The organism is Actinomadura terrae (genome assembly GCF_022751215.1).
Taxonomy (GTDB): domain Bacteria; phylum Actinomycetota; class Actinomycetes; order Streptosporangiales; family Streptosporangiaceae; genus Spirillospora; species Spirillospora terrae.
In genome coordinates this window covers 1-18,548 of record NZ_JAICDG010000005.1, presented here as the reverse complement: position 1 = coordinate 18,548, position 18,548 = coordinate 1, and the positions used below count along the sequence as shown (strand labels likewise).

17 protein-coding genes, 1 rRNA gene and 1 riboswitch are annotated in these 18,548 nt (G+C 70.7%); of the genes, 14 read left to right on the top strand and 4 right to left on the bottom strand.

What is annotated here, in order from left to right; translation table 11 throughout:
* Positions 1–327: 327 nt before the first annotated feature.
* Together K2F47_RS29070 and otsB are read left to right on the top strand one after the other, a co-directional pair.
* Positions 328–675, top strand: coding sequence for a DUF3263 domain-containing protein (locus tag K2F47_RS29070; RefSeq protein ID WP_242908865.1), 348 nt, complete (start codon positions 328–330; stop codon positions 673–675).
* A gap of 20 nt (positions 676–695) precedes the next feature.
* The gene (gene otsB, locus K2F47_RS29065; RefSeq protein WP_242908863.1) at positions 696–1,505 is read left to right on the top strand and encodes a trehalose-phosphatase; all 810 of its coding nucleotides are present in this window, start codon (positions 696–698) and stop codon (positions 1,503–1,505) included.
* Between the two features lie 121 nt (positions 1,506–1,626).
* Here the strand turns inward: otsB and K2F47_RS29060 are convergent, their stop codons facing one another.
* A complete protein-coding gene (locus K2F47_RS29060) occupies positions 1,627–2,208 on the bottom strand; it encodes a PadR family transcriptional regulator (protein ID WP_242908861.1) in 582 nt (193 codons plus the stop codon).
* Positions 2,209–2,376: 168 nt separating this feature from the next.
* Positions 2,377–4,653, bottom strand: coding sequence for a serine/threonine-protein kinase (locus K2F47_RS29055; RefSeq protein WP_272497671.1), 2,277 nt, complete (start codon positions 4,651–4,653; stop codon positions 2,377–2,379).
* On the opposite strand from K2F47_RS29055, the gene K2F47_RS29050 reads away from it, so the two are divergent.
* On the top strand, positions 4,652–5,203 hold the full coding sequence (locus tag K2F47_RS29050; protein WP_131761458.1) for an RNA polymerase sigma factor: 552 nt from the start codon (positions 4,652–4,654) through the stop codon (positions 5,201–5,203). The two genes, K2F47_RS29055 and K2F47_RS29050, sit on opposite strands and share 2 nt — an antisense overlap.
* Positions 5,204–5,333: 130 nt before the next feature.
* Positions 5,334–6,419, top strand: a complete 1,086-nt coding sequence (locus K2F47_RS29045) for a sulfotransferase family protein (protein ID WP_242908857.1) — start codon at positions 5,334–5,336, stop codon at positions 6,417–6,419.
* Positions 6,420–6,484: 65 nt separating this feature from the next.
* On the opposite strand, the gene K2F47_RS29040 is transcribed toward K2F47_RS29045, so the two are convergent.
* On the bottom strand, positions 6,485–7,963 hold the full coding sequence (locus K2F47_RS29040) for an alpha,alpha-trehalose-phosphate synthase (UDP-forming) (protein WP_242908855.1): 1,479 nt from the start codon (positions 7,961–7,963) through the stop codon (positions 6,485–6,487).
* 99 nt (positions 7,964–8,062) lie between these two features.
* Here K2F47_RS29040 and K2F47_RS29035 point away from each other — a divergent pair, with 99 nt between their 5' ends.
* The 4 genes from K2F47_RS29035 to K2F47_RS29020 all read left to right on the top strand — a co-directional run bounded on the left by K2F47_RS29035 (position 8,063) and on the right by K2F47_RS29020 (position 11,588).
* Complete coding sequence (locus K2F47_RS29035) at positions 8,063–9,025, top strand: cation diffusion facilitator family transporter (protein WP_242908852.1); 963 nt, start codon at positions 8,063–8,065, stop codon at positions 9,023–9,025.
* A gap of 189 nt (positions 9,026–9,214) precedes the next feature.
* A riboswitch (SAM riboswitch) is annotated at positions 9,215–9,356 on the top strand.
* Between the two features lie 16 nt (positions 9,357–9,372).
* Positions 9,373–10,617 carry a threonine synthase gene (gene thrC, locus K2F47_RS29030; protein ID WP_242908850.1) on the top strand — a complete coding sequence of 415 codons (1,245 nt, stop codon included), beginning with the start codon at positions 9,373–9,375 and terminating at the stop codon, positions 10,615–10,617.
* A 43-nt stretch (positions 10,618–10,660) separates the two neighbouring features.
* Positions 10,661–10,939, top strand: coding sequence for a MoaD/ThiS family protein (locus K2F47_RS29025; protein WP_242908848.1), 279 nt, complete (start codon positions 10,661–10,663; stop codon positions 10,937–10,939).
* A gap of 43 nt (positions 10,940–10,982) precedes the next feature.
* Entirely contained in the window at positions 10,983–11,588 is a 606-nt protein-coding gene (locus tag K2F47_RS29020; RefSeq protein WP_242908846.1) for a nucleotidyltransferase domain-containing protein, read from the top strand.
* A 1-nt stretch (position 11,589) separates the two neighbouring features.
* Here K2F47_RS29020 and K2F47_RS29015 read toward each other — a convergent pair whose 3' ends face one another.
* Entirely contained in the window at positions 11,590–12,477 is an 888-nt protein-coding gene (locus tag K2F47_RS29015; protein WP_242908844.1) for an NmrA family NAD(P)-binding protein, read from the bottom strand.
* A gap of 447 nt (positions 12,478–12,924) precedes the next feature.
* On the opposite strand from K2F47_RS29015, the gene groL reads away from it, so the two are divergent.
* The 6 genes from groL to K2F47_RS28985 form a co-directional block, all read left to right on the top strand.
* Positions 12,925–14,553: a chaperonin GroEL gene (groL, locus tag K2F47_RS29010; protein ID WP_156221571.1), complete on the top strand. Its 1,629-nt coding sequence runs from the start codon at positions 12,925–12,927 to the stop codon at positions 14,551–14,553.
* Positions 14,554–15,156: 603 nt separating this feature from the next.
* Complete coding sequence (locus K2F47_RS29005) at positions 15,157–15,555, top strand: VOC family protein (protein ID WP_242908842.1); 399 nt, start codon at positions 15,157–15,159, stop codon at positions 15,553–15,555.
* 50 nt (positions 15,556–15,605) lie between these two features.
* Positions 15,606–16,001: a hypothetical protein gene (locus tag K2F47_RS29000; protein ID WP_242908840.1), complete on the top strand. Its 396-nt coding sequence runs from the start codon at positions 15,606–15,608 to the stop codon at positions 15,999–16,001.
* A gap of 663 nt (positions 16,002–16,664) precedes the next feature.
* On the top strand, positions 16,665–17,255 hold the full coding sequence (locus K2F47_RS28995; protein WP_242908838.1) for a phospholipid scramblase-related protein: 591 nt from the start codon (positions 16,665–16,667) through the stop codon (positions 17,253–17,255).
* 150 nt (positions 17,256–17,405) lie between these two features.
* Positions 17,406–17,693 (top strand): hypothetical protein, encoded by a 288-nt coding sequence (locus K2F47_RS28990; protein WP_242908836.1) that lies wholly within the window; start codon positions 17,406–17,408, stop codon positions 17,691–17,693.
* 747 nt (positions 17,694–18,440) lie between these two features.
* Positions 18,441–18,548, top strand: a 16S ribosomal RNA gene (locus K2F47_RS28985); the annotation flags it as partial.

Genomic DNA, 18,548 nt, shown 5'->3' with positions numbered 1-18,548 from the left:
TCCCGTTCGGGGCCGGTGATCGCTGGCCCCCCACCATAACGCATGTAGTGTGCATGCTTTCTTTACGCTGACCTTATCCGGGGCCCTGGCGGCTGCTGTGACGCGCGTTCGTGATGGGACACGAGCGCGTGAGAGAGCCGCAGGTGAAGGGGGATGTGATGCACTGAACGGGGCTCCCGTTCTTCCGCGCGAACCGCCGGAACTTGTCGGCGCGGACGGCTAGCATGGCACCCTGCCGAACCCGGACGTCCCGGGATCAGTAACCACAGAGGGGACCTCATGCACGCGGCGGATGCCCCCGGCGACGGCCCCCAACAGGACGGAAGCATGGACGATGGCGCAGCCCTGCAACCCGTGAACGACAGTCTGGAAGACGACGGCCCGGAAGGGGACGGCCCGGAGGCCGACGTCGCCTTCCCGCCCGGTCTCCTCTCCGAGCGCGACCGCCAGATCCTCGCCTTCGAGCGGCAGTGGTGGAAGTACGCCGGAGCCAAGGAGCAGGCCATCCGCGAGCTGTTCGACATGTCGGCGACGCGGTACTACCAGCTCCTGAACATCCTGATCGACCGGCCCGAGGCGCTGGAGTGCGACCCGATGCTCGTCAAGCGCCTGCGCCGGATGCGGACACAGCGGCAGCGGCGGCGCGCCGCGAGCCGCCTCGGCATCCGGCCCTGACATGGCCAACACTGGTCGGTGTGAACTCTCCCCAGTCTGAAACGGCCGCCGGAACCGACGGCCTCGACGCGATCCGTGACCATCCCGCCCGGGCCGTGCTCGGATTCGACTTCGACGGCACGCTGGCGCCGATCGTCGCCGATCCGGCCACGGCCCGCGCGCATCCCGGCGCCGCCCCGGCGCTGGCCCGCCTCGCCCCGCTCGTCGGCGGGCTCGCGATCGTCACCGGACGGCCCGCCGCGATCGCGGTGGAGTACGGCGGCTTCGCGGGCATCGAAGGGCTCGTCGTGCTCGGGCAGTACGGGCGCGAGCGCTGGGAGTCGGGCACGCTGACCGTGCCCGAGCCGCCGCCCGGGCTGGCCGAGGCGCGGGCGAAGCTGCCCGGCGTGCTGAGCGCGGCCGGTGCCCCGCCGGAGGTCGCCGTCGAGGACAAGGGTCAGGCGATCGCCGTGCACACGCGGCGGTGCGCCGAGCCGGACGTCGCGCTCGAACGGCTGCGCGGCCTGCTCGGCGCGCTCGCCGAGCGGACGGGCCTCGTCGTCGAGCCCGGACGCTACGTCCTGGAGCTGCGCCCGCCCGGCACGGACAAGGGCATCGCGTTCCGGTCGTTCGTCGAGGAGCGCGGCGCGAACCCGTCCGCCGTGCTGTTCGCGGGCGACGACCTCGGCGACCTCGCCGGGTTCGGCGCCGTCGAGGCACTGCGCGAGGAGGGCGTGCCGGGGGTGAAGGTGTGCAGCGGCTCCGCCGAGGTCACCGCGCTCGCCGAACGCGCCGACATCGTCGTGGACGGCCCGTCCGGCGTGGTCGAACTCCTCGACTCCCTGCCGTAGGCGTCGTGCGGCCGCGCGCAGGTGTCGTGCGGCCGCGCGTCCCGTGCAGAAAGCAGAACCGCCGCGGCCGTCCAGGACGGCCACGGCGGTTCATGGCGGTGCGGACCTGCCGCGTCGGGGTTCACTCGGCCGCGGGGTCGTCGGCGAGGATTCCGTAGAGGCGGCGGCGGGCGTCGTTGACGACGTCCAGCGCGCGCTCCTTCTGGGCCTCGCTGCCGACCGACATGACCTGCTGGAGGGCGCCGAGGAGCTGGCCGATGGCCTCGCGTCCGCGCATGACGTTCTCGCCCGCGGCCTCGGTGACCTCGTCCCATGGGGCGATGGTCTGCGCCGACGCCTCCTCCCGGCCCGCGTCGGTGAGCGCGAACAGCCGCTTGCCGCCCTGCTCCTCGCTGCTGACCAGGCCCTCGTCCTCCAGCATCTGGAGGGTCGGGTAGACCGAGCCGGGGCTCGGACGCCAGACCCCGCCGGTGCGGTTGTCGAGCTCCTGGATCATCTCGTAGCCGTGCATCGCCCGCTCGGCGAGCAGGGCGAGCAGTGCCGCCCGGACGTTGCCGCGCCGGGTGCGGCGGCCGCGACCGCCGCGTCCCCGGTGGCCGGGGCCCGGGCCGAAGCCGCCCCAGCCGCCGAACGGATCACCACGGCGCGCGCGCTCCTCGGGGTTCCGGTGACCGCCGCGCCTTCTCATGTTGGGCTCTCGCATCGCGTACTCCTTCGTATGTGGTTGCTTGCGATGGCTCAACGATATATCGGGATCGCTCGCGATGCAACAGCGAGTATTGACATCCGCCGTGGACGTGTGGTTCCGGGCATGCCAAGAGCGCCGCGCGCGATGCGACACGGCGACGGGTCGGAGCTTGCGGGCCCGGGGCTAGGGGGCGGTGACCTTCAGGTGGTCGAGGATGTCCTTGGTGGCGGCCCGCCCGTCGGTCTCCTTGACGCGGATCCACAGGCCGAACTTGCCGGACGCGTCCTTCAGCCCGACCTCGGTGACCGACGGCGTCCCGGACGTGCAGCCGGTGTAGCGCGTGATAGTCCCGCTGAGGGCCTTGTCGGGTGTCGTGTAGTTCTCCGGCGCCGACTTGGTGCACCTCGGGTGCACCGCCGCGCTCGGCGGCGGGAGCTTCCCGTCCTGGACGTCGGTGGTCAGGCCGATGAACACGCCCGGCCCGGCGCCGTCGCCGAGGAAGGCGGCCTTGTTCGGGGTGGCGCGCAGCACCGGGCGCGCCTGCGCGTCGCTCAGCCGGACGGTGGTCGGCGACCACGTCGCCGGCTCCTGCTGCTTCGGCCACGCCTTCGGCACCGCGGCCTTGATCTTGCCGGAGGCGTCGGCGACCTCGGCGAAGTCGGCCGGGAGCGCGGACGACTTCTTCTTGCCCTCCTTCTTGCCGCCGCCGTCACCGGAGAACAGCGTGCCGAGGGCCAGCCCGCCGACGACGGCGAGCACGAGCACGACCGCCGTGATGATCAGCGGCGTGGCGAACTTCTTGGGCGCCGCGCCGCCCCCGGGGCCGCCGGAGCCGGAGCCGGAGCCGGAGCCGGGGCCGGGACCACCCGGGCCGCCGCTGCCCGCCTTGGCGCCGCCGATGCCCTTGAGCTTGCCGAGCAGCCCGCCCTTCGCGCCGGACGGCTGCTGGCCCTGCCCTTGCGGAGGCGGCTGGAAACCGGTCGGCGGCGGAGGGAAGCCGCCCCCGCCCGGCCCCGCCGGACCCGGCCCGGGCCCCTGGGGACCCTGCGGGCCCTGCATCGGGGGCTGCCCTTGGCCTGGGCCCGCCGGGCCTTGCGGAAGGGGCGCGTTCTGCGGCGGACCGCCGCCCTGCTGCATGGGGAACGCCGCCGTCTTGACGTCATCGCCACCGCCACCGCCGCGAGGAGGAGGGGGCGGCGGCTGGTAGGTCACGGTGTGCTCGTCCTCGTCGGGGACGGTCGGCGGCTCGACCCGTCCGCCGAACGGGGCGCCGCCCGGCTGGTCGACGATCGTCGCGGGCTCGCCGCCGGGCGCCTTCGGCGGGACGCGCATCTCGGACGTGTGCACGTCGTCCGGGCTGGAGGACGCCGGTGCCGGCGACTGCCTCGGCGGCGGCTGGTCGAACACCGTCTGCGGCGCCTGCCCGACGGCCGGTGCCGGTGCCGACGGCTGCGGCTGCGGGGGAGCGGCGTCCCGCCCCTGCGCGCCCTGCTTCTGGGCGCCCTGTTTCTGCGCGACCGTGCCGTCCTGGTAGTAGTCCTGGATGGTCGCGTCCGGCTCGATGACGGGAGCCGCCGCGTACGCGGACGGGACGGCGGCACCGGGCAGCACCGTCGGCCGCAGCGTGGACAGCGCCTCGGCGAACGCCTCCGCCGTCGGCCACCGCTTCTCCCGCTCGACCTCCAGCGCGCGCAGGATGACCTCGTCGGCGGCGGGCGGCAGGCCCTCGCGCATCTCGCTCGGCGGCGTCTTCACCGGCGCCGGGCCGGGGGCGCGTCCGGTGATCATGTGGTAGGTCAGCGCGCCGAGCCCGTACACGTCGGCGCGGACGTCGAGGCCGCCGCCGAACCGCGCCTGCTCGGGCGACATGTAGCCGGGCGTGCCGACCGGCAGCGTGAACGCGCCGGAGGCGTGCGCGAGCGCCTTGGCGAGCCCGAGGTCGGCGATGAGCAGCTTCTCGCCGCCGCTGTTGGTCGACTGGAACAGCACGTTGGACGGCTTGAGGTCGCGGTGGATCACGCCCAGCGTGTTGATCACCTCGACGCCGTAGGCGATCTCCTCGGCGAGCGCCAGCGCCTCGTTGACCGGAAGTGGCCGTTCTCGCATCCGGTCGCCGAGCGTCCCCCGGTCGGCGTAGGACATCACGAAGTAGGGGCGCCCGTCGGGCAGCTCGCCGATGTCGTGCACCCGCACCAGCCGCTCGGAGTCGGCGCGGCGCAGGATCCTGGCCTCCTCAAGGAACCGGTTGCGCACGTCCAGGTCGTCGATCAGGCTTCCGGACAGGACTTTTATCGCGACCTGCGACTCGAGCGCGTCGTCGTGCCCGAGCCACACAGAGGCGAACGCCCCGGAACCCAGGACGCGATCGATTCGGTAACGGCCGACTGATGGTGGGAACGACACTCCCGTATCATCCCAACAAACGGGGTGAGTGTGCGAACGAGCATTGAGGCGCCGCATGGCATTCGACGAAAGGACCGAGGAGCTGGCGGTCAAGGCCGCCCAGGGTGACCAGTCCGCCCTGAACGAGCTTCTTCGCAAGATCGAACCGGACGTGCTGCGGCACAGCTCCCGGTTCCTACCCTGCCGGCAGGACGCCGAGGAGGCATGCCAGGACGCGTTGTTGCAGGTCGCCCGGAACATTCATCGATTCGAGGGGCGGTCGCGCTTCAGCACGTGGCTGCACGTCGTCGTCGCCAACTCCGCGCGCTCGACCTACCGGTCGCTGAAGCGCCGCTCGGTCGAGCAGGCGGGCGAGCTCCCGCAGCAGCGCCCCGACCCGCGCCGCACCAGCGTGATCGCCGGTTCGCGGGTCGACATCCTGGACGCCATGGAGGACCTGGAGGCCCGCAAGCCGGACCTCATCCAGGCGCTCGTCCTGCGGGACGTGTCGCAGCTGGAGTACGCGGAGATCGCCGAGCAGCTCAAACTGCCGCTCGGAACGGTCAAATCCCGCATCCACGAGGCGCGCAAGCAGGTCCGCCAGACGCTGGGCGAGTCCTACACCTGACCCTCCGCCGGCCCCCGCGTCCCTCCGTCCCGCCCCGGGTGGGGCGGAAGGTCAACGGCTCGGTCATCACCCGGCAACCATGCCGTAAGTGACGGGGCGCGGGGCGGATCCGTCCGTCACCATGCCGAGCATGTCTCCAGCCCAGCTCGGTTCCCGGCCCGACCGTCCCGTCCGTCCCTCCCTCCTGGAGGGGTTGTTCGGGGGCGGCGGACGGCCCGGTCCGCCCGACCGTCCCATCTTCGTCTTCGGCTGCCCCCGGTCGGGGGCGACGCTGCTGCGGGTCATGCTGCACTCGCACCACCGCATCGCGATCCCCACCGAGACGAAGTTCGTCGTGCCCGCCTACACGGCGCGGTTCGAGTTCGGTGACCTCGACGTGAGCGAGAACAGACGGGCGCTGGCGGACTGGCTCACGGGGCGGAAGCAGACGCGGTTCCACGCCCTCGGCCTGGACGCCGCCGAGGTCACCGAGCAGATCGTCGCGGGCCCGCCCACGCTCGGGTCGGCGCTCGCGGCCGTCTTCCACGCCTACGCCCGCAAGTGCGGGAAGGCGCGCTGGGGCGACCGGCGTCCGAGCTACGCCCGGCATGTGGGGACGCTGCTGCGGATGTTCCCCGACGCCCAGTTCGTCCACCTCGTCCGGGACGGGCGGGACTGCGTCGCCTCGCTGCGGGAGATGCCCTGGTACGAGCACGACGTCCACCACGCGATCTCGGTGTGGCGGGAGACGATCGACATCGGACGGCGGCTCGCCGGACGCCTCGGCCCGGACGCCTACTACGAGCTCCAGTACGAGCGGCTCATCGCGGACCCGGCCGACGAGCTGATCCGGCTCTGCGAGTTCCTCGGCGAGGACTTCGACCCCGCGATGACCCAGCCGCACGCCGCCCTCTCCGGGTATCCCGTCCCGCCGCCGCGCGGTTCGCACGGCCGCGCCCCGATCGCCTCCGACCACGTCGGCTCCTGGGCCGAGCGCCTCGAACCGTGGGAGATCGCGCTGGCCGAGTCCGCGTTCGGCGAGCGGCTGGCCGAGTACGGCTACGAGCCGAGCGGGCTGCCGAAACCGTCCGCCGCCCGGCTCGCCCGCCTCGGCCGGACGAGCGCGCACCGCCGGATGGCGCAGCAGAAGGCCGACCTGCGCGAACGCTGGCAACGCCGGCACGAGCCCGGCCCCGTGGCCTCCCTGCTACGAGCGGTCTCAGCCGAAGCCGACTAGCGGCCTCGCCCCTGCGGGCGGGGCTTAGTCGAGGGCGGGTCAGCGGCCTCGTTTCTGCGACGGGCTTAGTCGAGGGCGGCCAGCTGGCCCGCGAACCAGTGGCGCGGGGGGAGTGCGGTCGCGGCGGCGGCCAGGCGCGCGCAGCGGTCCGCGCGCTGCTCGCGGGGCATCAGCAGCGCCCGGTGCAGCGTCTCCGCCGTCTGCGAGACGTCGAAGGGGTTGACGATGAGCGCGTCGTCCGACAGCTCCGCCGCCGCCCCCGCCTCCCGCGACAGCACCAGCGCGCATCCCCGCTCGGACAGCACGGGCCCCTCCTTCGCGACGAGGTTCATGCCGTCCCGGATCGGGTTGACCAGCAGCACGTCGGCGACGCGGTAGGCGGCGAGGGAGCGCGGGTAGTCGTCGTTGACCTGGAGGATCAGCGGGTCCCAGCCGGGCGTCCCGAACTCGTCGGTGATCTGCTTGGCCGTCCGCTGCACGGCCGCCGTGTACTCGCGGTATTCGGACAGGTCATAACGGGACGGGTAGGCGAACGCCAGATGGACGACCCGCCCCCGCCACTCCGGATGGTTGACGAGCAGCTCCCGGTAGGCGGCGAGACCCCGCACGATGTTCTTCGACAGCTCCGTCCGGTCGACGCGGACGATGAGCTGGCGGTCGCCCACCTGGTCGCGCAGGGCGCGCGCCCGCTCCACGACGTCCTGCTCGGCGGCGCGGCGGCGCAGCGCGTCCCCGTCCACCCCGAGGCTGTGCACGCCGACCCGGGTGACCCGACCCGCGTGGGCGACGGTTCCGATCGTCCGGTCGACGCGCGCGCCCGGGAGGAGGCGCTCGCAGCAGTCGAGGAACGCCGCCGCCCAGCGTCCGGTGAGGAAGCCGGCGTGGTCGGCGCCGAGGATGCCGCGCAGGACCTGCGCGCCGATGTCGTCCGGGAGCAGGCGGTAGTAGTCCGGCGGCGCCCAGGGCGTGTGCGAGAAGTGCACGATCCGCAGGTCGGGACGCCGGTCGCGGAGCATCCGCGGCGCGAGCGACAGGTGGTAGTCCTGGATGGCGACCTTCGCGCCCGGCGCCGCGTCCCGGGCGAGCGCGTCGGCGAACGCCGCGTTGTAGGCCTCGTAGGACTGCCAGTCCCGCCGCGCCGCCGCGTCGAAGTGCGGGGCGCGCGGGGTTTCGTACAGCAGGTGGTGGACGAACCACAGCGTCGAGTTGGCGACCCCGTTGTAGGCGCGGTGGAAGGTGTCGGCGGGCACGTCCAGCATCCGGACGGCCGCGCCGCCGATGTCGTGGCCGTCCAGGTCGAGCCGCCCGTCCGGGGCCCGCCGGGCGGCCGCGCGGTCGGCGTCGCCGAGGCTCGCGCACACCCACAGGACGCCCGGGACGTCGCGTCCGGCGAAACGCGGCGGGCCCGGACCGTCGGCCGCGCCGACGACCTCCGCCAGGCCCGACACCAGTCCGCCCCCGCCCCGCCGCATGACGAGCCCGCCGTCCTCCGACAGCGAGAACGACACCGGGCCCCGGTTCGACGCCACCAGCACTTGGCTCATGACGGCAGGGTCTCAGCCGCGCCGCCGCCCCACCAGGCGCCCCGCGCGGGCGTGACCTCGCTCTCGGTTAGCCCGATCCGCTCCGGGTAACGCGTCGGGATGAGCAGGGCCGAAACGAACAAGACCGTGCTCGTCGCCGGTGCCGCGAACCTCATCCTGACCTTCACCAAGTTGGTCGCCGGGGTGCTCGCGGGATCGAGCGCGATGCTCGCCGAGACGGCGCACTCCGCCGCCGACACCCTCAACCAGGGGTTCCTGTACGCGTCCTTGCGACGCAGCGCGCGCCCGCCCGACCCACGCCACCCGTTCGGCTACGGCAACGAGCGCTACTTCTGGTCGCTGCTCGCCGCGTTCGGGATCTTCGTCGCCGGGGCCGGGTTCTCGATCTTCGAGGGCATCCTGACGATGACCGGACATGGCGGCGGGGGAACACAGGTGTGGCTCGCCTACGCCGTCCTCGGGCTCGGCGTGGTGCTGGAGGGCGGGTCCTGGGTGCGGGCCTTCACCCAGGCGCGCCGCGAGACCCGCGACAACGGCCGCGACCTCGTCGACCACGTCCGCCGGACGCCCGACGTGACGTTCAAGGCCGCGCTCTTCGAGGACTCCGCCGCCGTGATCGGCCTCGCGATCGCCGCCGCCGGGCTGACCCTCCGCGAGATCACCGGCTCCTCGTTCTGGGACGGGCTCGCCTCCGTCCTCATCGGCCTGCTGCTGGTCACCGTCGCGCTCGCGCTCGGCCGCGACAGCATGGGGCTGCTCATCGGCCGCGCCGCCGACCCCGCCGACCTGGACCGGATCCGCGCCGAGATCGTCGGCGCGAACGGCGTCACCGGCGTGGACGAGCTGCTCACCATGCACTTCGGCCCCGACGAGCTGCTCGTCGCCGCCAAGGTCCACTTCTCCGACGACATCAGCGCGGACGAGGCCGAGGACGTCGCGGGCGCGATCGACCGGCGGCTCCACGAGCGGGTCCCGATCGTCCGGCACGTCTTCCTCGACCCGACCCAGCGCCCTCGGCCCGCCGACGAGGGGCCAAGCGTGATCAAGAACTCACCGGGGTAACGTCTCCAACGGCGAACCCCACCTGTCTGGAACCCCGTCAGATCATGTAAAGTTCGCATACGAGCAGATAGCGCTCAGCGGGGGCCCTGTGCCCTCGCTCACAACTGAATATTGCTCATCCAGAGGGGTGCAGGGAGCACAGTGGCCGACGGGCCGGTCTTCCAGCTCAGCCCTCACACAACTGAATACCGCTCATCCAGAGGGGTGGAGGGACCGGCCCTGTGAAGCCCCGGCAACCACCCGGCTAGCGTGCGCTCGCGATCCTGCGGGGCCGGCCGGGAGATGGTGCCAACTCCGGCCTGCGACCAAGGTGGCGCAGGGAAGATGGGAGAAAGGCCCTCGCCCTCATGGCACTCACGCCTGCCGTTGACCTCGGACCCGCCACCGGTCTCGTCTGCCGCGAATGCGGTTCCACGCGCGACCTCGGCCCGCACTACGTGTGCGAGGAGTGTTTCGGCCCGCTGGAGATCTCCTACGACTTCGGCGGGATCACCCGCGCCGACATCGAGTCGGGCCCCGGCAACATCTGGCGGTACCGGGGGCTGCTGCCCGTCCCGGCGTCCGTCGTCGACACCCCGAACACCGAGCCCGGCCTGACCCGCCTCGTCCGCGCCGACAACCTCGCCGAGAGCCTCGGCCTCCAGCGGCTGTGGGTGAAGGACGACAGCGGCAACCCGACCCACTCCTTCAAGGACCGCGTCGTCGCGGTCGCGCTCGCCGCCGCCCGCGAGCTCGGCTTCAAGGTGCTGGCCTGCCCCTCCACCGGGAACCTCGCCAACGCCGTCGCCGCCGCCGCGGCCCGCGCGGGCATCCGCAGCGCGGTGTTCGTGCCGTCCGACCTGGAGTCCCAGAAGATCATCACGACTGCGGTCTACGGCGGGACGTTCGTCACCGTGGACGGCAACTACGACGACGTCAACCGGCTCGCGTCCGAGATCGCGGGCGAGCAGGAGGACTGGGCGTTCGTCAACGTCAACGTCCGGCCGTACTACGCCGAGGGCTCCAAGACGCTCGGCTACGAGATCGCCGAGCAGCTCGGCTGGCGGCTGCCCGACCAGATCGTCGTGCCGATCGCGTCCGGCTCCCAGCTCACCAAGATCGACAAGGCGTTCGGCGAGCTGGTCAAGCTGGGCCTGGTCGAGGACAAGCCCTACCGCGTGTTCGGCGCGCAGGCCACCGGCTGCGGCCCGGTCGCGGCCGCGTTCAAGGCGGGCCACGACGTCGTCCGGCCGGTCAAGCCCGACACGATCGCCAAGTCCCTCGCCATCGGCAACCCGGCGGACGGCCCCTACGTCCTCGACATCGCCCGCCGCACCGGCGGCGCCGTCGAGGACGTCACCGACGAGCAGGTCGTCGAGGGCATCCGGCTCCTCGCCCGCACCGAGGGCATCTTCGGCGAGACGGCGGGTGGCGTCACGGTCGCCACGCTGGGCAAACTGGTGGAGAGCGGCGCGCTCGACCCGGCCGCGGAGACAGTGATCATCAACTCCGGCGACGGGTTGAAGACGCTGGACGCCGTCGCGCCGGTCGCCCGCCCGTCCGCGAACATCGCCCCGTCCCTGGAGGCGTTCCGCGCCGCGGGCCTCGCCTGACCTGCAAGCCGCCGACCGCGCCAGACAACGAAGGAGCCAGTACATGAGCAGCGTGTCCGTCCGCATCCCGACGATCCTGCGGACCTACACCGGCGGTGAGGCGGAGGTGAAGGCCGAGGGCGACACCCTCCGCGCGGTCGTCGCCGACCTGGAGGCCAGCCACGCCGGCATCGCCGCCCGCATCCTCGACGACTCCGGCAAGATCCGCCGCTTCGTCAACGTCTACGTGGGGGACGAGGACGTCCGGTTCGCCGACGGCCTCGACACCACGACGCCCGACGGCGCCCAGATCTCGATCATCCCCGCGGTCGCGGGCGGCTGATGACCGGGGCTTTTCCCCAGCTGGACCCGGGTAAAGCCCCACCATGGGCATAGCGGACGACATCGAGGGCTCGGTCCTGGCGCACCCCGCGGTGCGCCGGATCGAGCTCGTCGGCTCCCGGGCGCGCGGCACCGCGACCGAGCTGTCCGACTGGGACTACCACGTCACCGCCGACGACTTCGGCCGCGTCGCCTCCGACCTGCCCGCCCTCGTCGCGCCCTGGCACCCGCTCGCCGCCCAGTGGGACCCCCTCGGCGACGTCGCGAGCTACCTGCTGATCTTCCCGGGCCCCATCAAGATCGACCTGCTCTTCGCGGACGTCCCGCGCAGCTCCAACCCGCCCTGGCGCGTCGGCCCCGACACCCTCGCCGCCATGGACGCCCATTTCTGGGACTGGTCACTGTGGCTCGTCAGCAAACGCCGCCACGGAATGAAGGACCGCGTCAGAGGCGAACTCCTCCGCATGAGCCTGCACATCCTGGAACCCTTGGGCGTCCATTCCGTCCCGCCCACCCTTGAGGACGCGGCGGCCCACTACATTCGCGCCCGCGACCGCCTGGAAGCGCGCTACCGGCTGCGCCTGTCCCGCCGCCTGGAACAGGAAGTGCTCCCTCTCGTCCATTACCGCCCAACTGGACTTGCCTCATGATTCACCGTTCGCCGGACGGCGCGATCCGGTGCCGGAGATGGTCGTAGGCCCAGCCGCCGAGAAGGGTGGGAGTGGTGGACTGGACAGTGCGGGGCTGCTCGGGCACGAAGTCCTCGCGCAGGCCGGTCGACATTCCGAGCACGGCCTCGACCAGTCCGTCGGTCATCCCCGCCTGCCGGAGTTGCGCGCGCATGGCGTCGTCGGTGATCCGCTCCGCCTCGATCTGCCGGCCGGTCGCGGCGGTGAGGATATCGGCGACCTCGCGCCAGGTCAGATCGGCGGGCCCGTGGACCGCCTGGACGCACCGTCCGGACCATTCACGGGAAAGCAGCCGGGTAACGGCAACCTCGGCGATGTCGCGGGGCGCCACCCAGGCCATGGCCTGGTCGAGGGGAAGGATCACCTGAAGGACACCGGCCCGCAGCGCGTGAAGTTGGAGTTCGAGATTGGTGAAGAAATAGCCGCAGCGCAGATGCGTGACGTCGATTCCGAGCTCGTCCAAGGCCGTTTCGGTATGCGCCAGACCGTCGATCTCACCGGCGCCGTGGCGCTTCTCGGCGCCGACGCTGCTCTGGAAGACGACGCGCCCGATCCCGTTGTCGGTGACGGCGCGGACCACACTCTCGGTGGCGCGGGCATAGTCGGCGAGAGGGTCCTCGCCGTCGGAAGGCGGATCCACCCAGAAGAGCGCGTCAACGTCCCTGGTGGCCGCCACCACAGCGGCGGGATCGTATTGGTCGGCCCGCACGGCGTCCACCTGGTCTCGCAGCTCCGGAGCCAGCCGCCCGGGCTCGCGCACCAACACACGCGGCCGCAGGCCCGCCCGGACCAACATGCCGACAACGTGGTGGCCGACATTTCCTGTCGGGGTGGTGACGGCGACGCGCATGGTTCCCTCTTCCGGCGTTACTGGACGGCCATGGCCCTTCCCCGGGCCACCGGTCACTTCGACCGTAGGGGCAACCAGGCCACGAAGCGGCAACCCGGTCGCCAACTCCGCGAGAAGGCCAGGCGCCACGGCGGCCCGGCGCAACCGGCAGCGGAGGAGAGCGGAGCACGCCTGACCAGGCCTCGCAAGGCTCCGGTGCCGGTCAGGCCGAGTTCGGCCAGGTAGATCGAACTAGCCTGGGCGGGGAGGTGTGGCGCTTGCACTCGGCAGGGTAGAGTGCTAAAAAACGGTTGGCACTCTACTGTGGAGAGTGACAGCTTCACAGTCTGGGTCGGGGCGATGAGGCCTCAGTTCGGCGGCGGAATGGCAGCCGTCGGCGGGGGCCGTCCGTCGCGGGCGTCGGCTCGATCCTTTTTTAGCCACCTTGTTCCGGGAGGACTGGAGCCTATGGCTGCAAAGATGATCGCGTTCGACGAGGAGGCCCGTCGCGGTCTTGAGCGCGGCATGAACCAGCTCGCCGACGCCGTGAAGGTGACCCTTGGTCCCAAGGGCCGCAACGTCGTGTTGGAGAAGAAGTGGGGCGCCCCCACGATCACCAACGACGGTGTGTCGATCGCCAAGGAGATCGAGCTTGAGGACGCCTGGGAGAAGATCGGCGCCGAGCTCGTCAAGGAAGTAGCCAAGAAGACCGACGACGTCGCCGGTGACGGCACCACCACCGCGACCGTCCTGGCCCAGGCGCTGGTGCGCGAGGGCCTGCGGAACGTGGCGGCCGGGGCCAACCCGATGTCCCTCAAGCGGGGCATCGAGGCCGCGGTCGAGCGGGTGAGCGAGGAGCTGTCCAAGCTCGCCAAGGACGTGGAGACCAAGGAGCAGATCGCTTCGACGGCCTCCATCTCCGCCGGCGACCCGCAGATCGGCGAGATGATCGCCGAGGCGATGGACAAGGTCGGCAAGGAAGGCGTCATCACGGTCGAGGAGAGCCAGACCTTCGGTCTGGAGCTCGAGCTGACCGAGGGCATGCGCTTCGACAAGGGCTACATCTCGCACTACTTCGTGACCGACCCCGAGCGGATGGAGGCGGTTCTCGAAGACCCGTACATCCTGATCGTTCAGGGCAAGGTGTCGGCCAACAAGGACCTGCTGCCCGTCCTCGAGGGCGTCATGCAGTCCGGCAAGTCGCTGCTGATCATCGCGGAGGACGTCGAGGCGGAGGCCCTGGCCACGCTGATCGTCAACAAGATCCGCGGCATCTTCAAGTCCGTGGCCGTCAAGGCCCCGGGCTTCGGCGACCGCCGCAAGGCCATGCTGAACGACATCGCCGTCCTCACCGGCGGCCAGGTCATCAGCGAGGACGTCGGCCTCAAGCTGGAGAACACCAGCGTCGACATGCTCGGCCGCGCCCGCAAGATCGTCATCGCCAAGGACGAGACCACGATCGTGGACGGCGCCGGTGACGCCAACGAGATCGCGGGCCGGGTCAACCAGATCCGCACCGAGATCGACAACACCGACTCCGACTACGACCGCGAGAAGCTCCAGGAGCGCCTGGCCAAGCTCGCGGGCGGTGTCGCGGTCATCAAGGCCGGCGCCGCGACCGAGGTGGAGCTCAAGGAGCGCAAGCACCGCATCGAGGACGCCGTCCGCAACGCCAAGGCCGCGGTCGAGGAGGGCATCGTCCCCGGTGGTGGCGTCGCGCTGCTCCAGGCGGGCACCAAGGCGTTCGACAAGCTGGAGCTCGCGGGCGACGAGGCCACCGGTGCCAACATCGTCAAGCGCGCTCTGGAGGAGCCGCTGAAGCAGATCGCCGTCAACGCCGGCCTCGAGGGCGGCGTCGTGGTGGAGAAGGTCCGCTCGCTCACCCCGGGCGAGGGCCTGAACGCCGCCACCGGCGACTACGTCAACATGTTCGAGTCGGGCATCCTCGACCCGGCCAAGGTGACCCGGTCCGCGCTGCAGAACGCCTCGTCGATCGCCGCGCTGTTCCTGACCACCGAGGCCGTCATCGCCGAGAAGCCGGAGAAGAACCCGGCGCCCGCGGGCGGCATGCCCGACGCCGGCGGCATGGACTTCTGAGCAGGTCCAACCCGAGTTCCTCGCGATCTCGGCAGGTTCGTTGAAGGCACGGCCAAGGGGCTCGCCCCTTGGCCGTGCCTTATTTACTTCAATCTCGGCCCAGCGTGCTCGCCTGGCGGCTCGCACGCTGACCGATCTTGTGCGGGCGCGGATCGCTTCGCGATCTGAGCGGTGGGGCTCGCCTCCGGCTTCGCCCCACCGCTGAGCTACGCGCCCGCGCGGTGGCTGAGGTCGCTGCGGGACAGGCCCACAAGCCTTGCTTGGCTCTCCTCACCCGTGGGAAGCATGGAGCGACGCCATTTGCGGTGTGGGACCATTCGGCCTCGGCCTTTGGACAGTCTCGCGGTGGCGTGTGTATGAGGGCGAGACCGGCGTGGTCGGCTCGCATGCGGAGCCCCGGAGCCCCGGAGCCCGCCTGAGGCGGCTCGGCAGGGGCTGGCGTCCACCCAGTACTTTCTCGCCAGGCCAGCGTTGTGGGGTTGGCGCTTCCACCCGACAGGCCAGCTCGACAATTCGGGGTGCCAGAGCTTCGTCGACAATTCGCGTAGCCGAGTGGTCGCCGTGATCGGTTCCGGGTCGTGGCTGTAATAGGGTCGACGCACCATGCCTGATTTGCACGGAATCAACCATGTGACGCTGTCCACGACCGACCTCGATCGGCTCGTGGAGTACTACACCGGGTTGCTCGGAGCGCGGCTTGCGTTCGAGCGTGCCGCGACCGCGTCCGGTCCTCGGGTCGCGGTCCTCGACGTCGGCGAGAACGACCATCTGATGATGGTCGAGACCGGCACCGCCCCCACCACCGACCTCGACCCCCTGAACCGTGCGGGATGGGGACTGCGCGTCGGAACATACGAGCAGCTGTGCGAGGTCCGCGAGCACATGCTCGGCGCCGGATGCCCGGTCGGAGAGATCGAGACGCTGCCCACGCAGTGGACGATGACGGCTCACGATCCCGACGGACGTCCCGTGGACGTCCGGGCGCATCGTCCCCGCACCTAATCTTCGGCGAATTGCTTCTGGACTCGGGAGCCCCTGGGCAGCATGGGGTCATGACCTCGGATCAGCCTGTGCCTCAAGAGCTGAAAGCCATCGATACGGCTTCGTTGCTCAGGTTGGAGGAGCGGGCGCGCGAATTCGACCTCGGCCAGCGGCAAGACCCAGCGTGGATACACGCGAACGCGGCGCCCGACGGCGACCACTACCTGTGGCCTACGTTGTGGCACGACCTGCCCCACCGTCCGGACGTTCCTCGGCAGTTGCGGTGCGAGCTGCTGATCGCGCTTTCTGCGGGCGGCCATGTGCTGTGTCTGCTGGACGTCCTGCCCGTTGACTTCACTCCGCTGCGGACGGTGACCTCGCGCGATGAGGGGCTTCCGGCCAGCAGACTCCTTGATCGCGCGCGGAGCGACAGGGATCGACAGCTGAACGAGGACGCCGCACCCTAGGCGACCGGCGGTTGCGGCCCTGCGTCCGCGGAAACCCGGCCATGGATCGGGGGCGATGGGGGCGGGAACCTCAGAGCGCCCGGTCATGGGCGGCGATGCGGGTGTAGGCATCGGGTGGCTGCACAAGCGTCCGCGTGGTGGCCGTGACAGCGGCGACGGCCACCACATCCCGGCCTCGCACGTCGGTTCGTGATGCTCGCGTACGGGTGGTCAGTCAGATCACGACTCGCCTCGACGTCCCTCAGCGTGAACGCACTCGATCACTTCGGTTGGGTCCAGCACGCCTGCCGTGGGACGTTCGGAGCCTGCGAAAGTTTGATGGCGCTGTCCGTGGTGCTTCGCCAGCTCGCGGACGATCCCCTGCGGTGGGGTGGTGATCCGGTTGAGCCGGACGGGGCCAGGTGGTGGTGCTCGAAAGGGCGTCCCGACAGGAAGAAGTTGCTTGCCGCGTCGCGACCATACCGGGACGCCTTGGCAGCTCAGGCGCGGGTCATGCCCGGTCGGGTGGAGTTGCTGAAAGGGTCGTGCTGAAGAAGTCCTTCCCCTTGTGGGCCGGGCTTGGCAGGATCGCCGCTTGGGTGGGTGCAGCGGCGAAGATGGGTTGACGTCCGATACGCGAAGATTGAGGTGGCTCGTCCGGCCGCCGACAAGGCAGGAGAACGCGTGCGCGAAGTGTTCAGCTCCCCGACGCTCAAGATCGAGCAGCCTCGCAGAGGTCCGATCGCCAAGTCGCGGTACAAGGTGCTCGACGGCGACGGCACCCTCCTCGCCATCGCGGGCGAGACGAGCGAGAAGGGGCGCGGGGAGGCGCTCCGGCAGGTCTTTCCCGGCAAGTCGGACCTGGACGCTCGGGCCGTCCTGCTGACCACGCCCGACGGCGAGCCGCTGCTGGTGATCGACAAGCGGCGGGGGCGGGAGCTTACCGAGGTGCGCGCCCCCGAGGGCGACGTCATCGGAACGTTCGTCACCGAGCGGGTCGGCCGCCGCTACGTGATCCGTGACGGGGCCGACGCCGTGATCGGCTCGGTCGCGGTCGACCTGCCGCGCAACAACTTCGAGGTCGCCGACGCCGAGGGCGGCAAGGTCGCCCACGTGCGGAAGAAGTGGGCGGGGCTGGCCACGCACCTGCTGACCACCGCGGACAAGTACAGCGCGGAGATCTACGACCCCGTCCCAGAGCCGTTGCGGACGATGGCGGCGATGACGGCGATCGTCATGGACCTGAACCTCCACGAGTCCAAGGAGATCACCTGACGGGGGTCCGCCTCGTGCGCCGTCGCCCGAGGTTCACGGCCAGGGGTTCCCGCCCGGCCCGCGCGGAGGTACGTTCCGATCGTGCAGGCCATGCCAGGACGCTCGAACGGTGGGTGGATATCGCCGGCCATACCGACGATCGCGAACTGTGTGCTGGCGTTGCTCTGGATCTTCTCGGCCCTGGGCGGATGGGGCGACGCCGCGTTCTGCGGGGACGATGACGCCCACGACCCCGGCTGCGGTGCCGCCTTCAAGGACGCGGTCCTGTTCTCCGCGCCGGTCGCCGCGCTCGCGGCCGTCCTCGCGGTCGCGGCCTGGGCGATGCGCGCCGTCCGCCACTATCCCGGACGGCTGGACGCGGCCCTCACCATCGCCGCGATCGTGTGGGTGCTGGCCGAAGGCGTCCTCTTCGTCGGCGGATACCTCGCGCAGCCATGAGCCGGACCGGTCCGGATCGTCGGCTCGGGAACGAGAGCAACCTCAGAGAAACTTTGGACGGTTCGAGACGTGCCAAAAGGGTCGTTTCTCCAGGGCAATCCGGGATAAAACCCGAGGTCGGACGGCCGAAGCTGCGTTCGCCGACCCGGCCGGACGACCGAACCGGCCGCACTGACACGCGCGAGCCGGTTTGACGCCGCCCCCTCGCGGGCATACTGTTCACTTCGCCCCAGGGGAAGCGGGACGCCGAAAGGCGGCCGGCCCGGATGGGGACTCCACTACCAAACCAGCCGATGCGGCTTCGTCGTGTCTGCTGTGCGGTGATGGACCGGGATCGGTTCGGTTTTGACAATCGCGCCGAGTCTGGTGAAATAGCAACACCGCCCGGAAGGGCCGCGTCAGCGGACCGGAAAGGCGTATCGGAAAAGCCCGGAAATTGACAAACCGAGCAGATCCGATAAAGTAAAAGAGTCGCCCCGGAGCGGGGCTCGCGGAAGCGGGTTCGGCGCGGTGGGTGTCCGTTTCTTGAGAACTCAACAGCGTGTTAAAAGCCAGTGCCTTTATCGGCCCGACCATGTTTGGTGGGGTCGCCCCGCGGCTCTGATTCCCTTCTCTTCGGAGTTGGGTGTTGGGGTCGGGGATTTCTTTGAGGCAATATGCCGACCCTGTTTGGGGTTGGTGTTTGCTGGGATTTTCTTCTGAGGTTTGGCTGCTGGGAGGTTCGCCCCTTCTGGTGGTCGTGTGGCCTTGATGGAGAGTTTGATCCTGGCTCAGGACGAACGCTGGCGGCGTGCTTAACACATGCAAGTCGAGCGGAAAGGCCCCTTCGGGGGTACTCGAGCGGCGAACGGGTGA